Annotated in this window: 4 protein-coding genes and 1 pseudogene; 2 read left to right on the forward strand and 3 right to left on the reverse strand. The window is 79.5% G+C overall.

Annotated features, from left to right (window positions below; translation table 11 throughout):
- Nucleotides 1–199, forward strand: a pseudogene (locus tag ACRYR7_RS24830) (M48 family peptidase); the annotation flags it as partial.
- A gap of 57 nt (nucleotides 200–256) precedes the next feature.
- On the opposite strand, the gene ACRYR7_RS24835 reads toward ACRYR7_RS24830, so the two are convergent.
- From ACRYR7_RS24835 to ACRYR7_RS24845, 3 genes are all read right to left on the reverse strand, one after another.
- Nucleotides 257–766 carry a glutathione peroxidase gene (locus ACRYR7_RS24835; protein WP_432575017.1) on the reverse strand — a complete coding sequence of 170 codons (510 nt, stop codon included), beginning with the start codon at nucleotides 764–766 and terminating at the stop codon, nucleotides 257–259.
- A 69-nt stretch (nucleotides 767–835) separates the two neighbouring features.
- A complete protein-coding gene (locus ACRYR7_RS24840; protein ID WP_432575018.1) occupies nucleotides 836–1,654 on the reverse strand; it encodes a class I SAM-dependent methyltransferase in 819 nt (272 codons plus the stop codon).
- A gap of 73 nt (nucleotides 1,655–1,727) precedes the next feature.
- Nucleotides 1,728–2,804, reverse strand: a complete 1,077-nt coding sequence (locus tag ACRYR7_RS24845) for an NAD(P)-binding domain-containing protein (protein ID WP_432575020.1) — start codon at nucleotides 2,802–2,804, stop codon at nucleotides 1,728–1,730.
- Nucleotides 2,805–2,911: 107 nt separating this feature from the next.
- Here ACRYR7_RS24845 and ACRYR7_RS24850 point away from each other — a divergent pair.
- Nucleotides 2,912–3,394: phosphoribosyltransferase (locus ACRYR7_RS24850; RefSeq protein WP_432575022.1), on the forward strand; the 483-nt coding region annotated here is incomplete at its 3' end.

Below are 3,394 nucleotides of genomic sequence, written 5' to 3' on the forward strand. Positions count from 1 at the left end.
GGCGGGGGCCCCGGCCGCCCCGGTGCTGCCGGTGGGCACCGCCGTGCGGCTGCTGGGCACGGGCCGCTACGCCGGGCTGACCGGGCGGGTGCTGCGCCGGGCCCGCACGCGCTACCACGTCAGCACGCCCCTGGGCGTGCTGACCGCGCCCTTCGCGGCGGTGCGGCCGCTGGACGCGGCCGGCGGCCCCGGGCGCTGACGCCGCCCGGGGGTGCTCCCCGGGCGGGCCCGGCGGGGCGGCCCCGGGGGCGCAGCCTCAGCCGGGCAGGTGCGCCTCGACGGCCGCCACGAGCGCGGGGTCGTCGGGGGCGGTGCCCGGCCGGAAGCGGGCCACGACCCGCCCGCCGGGGGCCACGAGGAACTTCTCGAAGTTCCACTCCACGTCGCCGGCGCGGCCGTCGGCGTCGGCCGTCGCGGTCAGGCGCTCGTAGAGCGGGTGCCGGTCCGGGCCGTTGACGTCGGCCTTGGCGGTCATCGGGAAGGTGGTGCCCCACGTCGCCGAGCAGTACTCGGCGATCTCCTCCTCGGTGCCCGGTTCCTGACCGGCGAACTGGTTGCACGGCACGCCCAGGACGGTGAACCCGCGCCCGGCGCGGGAGCGGTGCAGCGCCTCCAGCGCCGCGTACTGCGGGGTCAGGCCGCAGCGGGAGGCGACGTTGACGACCAGGACGGCGCGCCCGCGCAGCAGGTCGGGGTCCAGGTCGCCGCCGCCCAGGGCGGTCAGGGGCAGATCGAACGGGGAGGCGGGGGACGCGGGCTCGCTCACGCGCGGACCGTACGCCGCCGCGCCCCCGCCCGCCCGGCGGCGCCGCGCGGGCACCGCCGGGGGCGTGGCTCAGGGGCGGCAGAGCAGTTCGCCGTGCACCATCGTCGTCCACCCGTCCCGCGCGGCCGCCCAGTCCCGCCAGGCCCGCGCCGCGGCGGCCAGCCCCTCCTCGTCGCACCCGCCGCGGCGCAGGCGGTCCGCCAGCGGCGCGCTCAGGGTGCGCTCGGCCCAGGTGCCGCCCCACCAGGCGCGGTCCTCCTCCGCGGCGAACAGCCACACCGAGGCCGAGGGCACCACCTCGGTGAAGCCGGCGGCGCGGGCCCAGGCGAGCAGGTGCGCGCCGGCGTCGGGCTCGCCGCCCGCGGCGCGCGCCACGGCGCGGTAGCGCTCGCGCCAGTCCAGCAGCGCGGGGCTGCGCGGGTACCAGTCGACGGTGGCGTAGTCGGCGTCGCGCACGGCCACGGTGCCGCCGGGGCGGCACACGCGGCGCATCTCGCGCAGGGCGGCGACGGGGTCGGGCAGGTGCTGCAGCACCTGGTGGGCGTGCACAACGTCGAACTCCCCGTCGGCGAAGGGCAGGGCGTGCGCGTCGGCGACGGCGAGCTCGACGCGCACGCCGCGCGCGTCGGCGGCCGCGCGGGCGGCGCGCAGGACCTCCGCGGAGCTGTCGACGCCGACGACGCGGCCGGGGGCGACGTGCGCGGCGAGGTCGGCGGTCAGGGTGCCCACCCCGCAGCCGACGTCGAGCAGCGACAGGCCCGGCGCCAGGCGCGGGCGCAGGTGCGCGGCGGAGTTCGCCACGGTGCGCCGGCCGTGGGAGCGGCGCACGGCCCCGTCGTGGCCGTGCACGTAGCCGGGGTCGGTGGGGGTGCCGGTGGGGGTGCTCACGCGGTGATCGTGGTGGGCGCGGACCTGGGTCGTCCACACTCCGAGATCGCCGTCTCAGGCTGTGAGACGGTCGTCAGCGTCCGGCGAGCACCTCGCGCACCGCCTCGCGCGCCGCCCGCGAGGCGCCCACCGTGGAGGCCGAGGGCCCGTACCCCACCAGGTGCAGGCGCGGCTCGCGCACCGCCCGCGTGCCCTCGACGAGGATCCCGCCGCCGGGCTCGCGCAGGTGCAGCGGGCGCAGGTGGTCCAGCACGGGCCGGAAGCCCGTCGCCCACAGGATCGCGTCGGCGCCCTGTTCCGCGCCGTCGGCCCAGCGCACCCCGTGCGCCAGCACGCGCGCGAACGGCGGGCGGCGCACCAGCACCCCGGCCGCGCGCAGGGCGGCCAGCTCCGGGGTGAGCACCAGGCCGGTGGCGGAGACGACGCTGCCGGGCGGGCGGCCGGCCGCGACCCGCTCGGCGACGCGCGCCACCGCCTCCCGGCGCGCCCGCACGTCCAGCCCGCCGGCCGCGTCCGGCTCCAGGAACACCGGCTCGGTGCGGGTGACCCACGTGGTGGTGGCCACGGCGCTGAGCTCCTCCAGGTGCTGCACCGCCGAGACGCCCCCGCCCACGACGACCACGTGCTGCCCGGCGAACTCCGCCGGGCCGCGGTAGTCGGCGGTGTGCAGCTGGCGGCCCAGGAAGTCGCCCGCCCCCGGGTAGTACGGCCGGAAGGGGCGCCGCCAGGTGCCGGTGGCGTTGAGCACGGCGCGCGCCGCGAAGCTGGGCCCGTCGGTGGCCACCAGCAGCCGCGGCCCGGCCGCGCGCACCTCGCGCACCCGCAGCGGCCGGCGCACCGGGCGGCCCAGCGCGTCCTCGTAGGCGGCGAAGTAGGCGGGCACCACCCGCGCGGCCGGAGCGCCGGGGTCCACCGGGCCCAGGGCCTGGCGCATCGACAGCCCCGGCAGGTCGTGCACGCCGTTGACCCGGGCCATCGTCAGCGTCGGCCAGCGGTGCCGCCACGCCCCGCCGGGGGCGTCCTCGGCGTCCAGGACCACGTACCCGTGCCCCCGCGCCAGGCCCGCGCGCGCCAGGTGGTGGGCGGCGGCCAGACCGCCCTGCCCGGCGCCGAGCACGGCGACGTCCACGGCCACCAGGGCCGGGCTCACCGGCACCCCCGGTGCCCCGCGGCCCCCGCCGCCCCTCGCGCCACAGTCCGTGATCGTAGGGTTCCGCGCGGCGGGTGCGCGCGGGGAGCGCTCGCTACCCTCGCCGGATGACGAGCGACGCCTCCCCCGCCCGCGACCGCGAGGTCCTCACCTGGTCGCTGTTCGGCGAGGCGGTGAACGAGCTCGCCACGGCGATCGCGCGGGACGGCTACCGGCCCGAGGTGCTGCTGGGCATCGCCCGCGGCGGCCTGCCGCTGGCCGCCGGGTTGGCGTACGCGCTCGACGTCAAGGAGACCGGCACGATCAACGTGGAGTTCTACACGGGCGTGGACAGCCGCCTGGAGGAGCCGGTGGTGCTGGCGCCGACCGTGGACCTGGCCGAGCTGAGCGGCCGGCGCGTCCTCGTCGTCGACGACGTCGCCGACACCGGCCGCACGCTGGGGGTCGTGGTGGACATGGTGCGCGCGGCCGGCGCCGAGCCGCGCTCGGCGGTGGTGTACCGCAAGCCCACCACCCGGCTGGCCCCGGAGTACTCCTGGCGCGACACCGACCGCTGGATCGACTTCCCCTGGTCCAGCGCCGGGCCGGTC

Origin of the sequence: Kineococcus gurbantunggutensis (assembly GCF_050871925.1) — a bacterium.
In the GTDB taxonomy this organism is placed as follows: Bacteria; Actinomycetota; Actinomycetes; order Actinomycetales; family Kineococcaceae; genus Kineococcus.